The 259-nt window shown below is 46.7% G+C and carries 1 pseudogene; it reads left to right on the top strand.

Annotation, left to right across the window (positions count from 1 at the left end):
• A pseudogene (locus I5349_RS13855) lies at nt 1-259 on the top strand (pectate lyase); the annotation flags it as partial.

Consider the following 259-nt stretch of genomic DNA (forward strand, 5'->3'; position numbering starts at 1 on the left):
GCATTTCCTACCGCAGAAGGATATGGGAAGTTCTCAAAAGGCGGTCGTGGAGGAGAAGTGTATGAAGTTACCAATCTAAATGATAGTGGAGAGGGAAGTTTGCGAGCTGCTGTGGAAGCGTCGGAACCGCGAACGGTTGTATTTCGCGTATCAGGAACCATAGCACTCGAAAGTGCTTTACGGATCAAGAATCCCTATATCACCATAGCTGGTCAAACAGCTCCCGGAGATGGTATTTGCATCAAAAAAAATCCATTGG

The sequence above is a fragment of the Penaeicola halotolerans genome, assembly GCF_016464625.1.
Classification (GTDB): Bacteria; Bacteroidota; Bacteroidia; order Cytophagales; family Cyclobacteriaceae; genus Penaeicola; species Penaeicola halotolerans.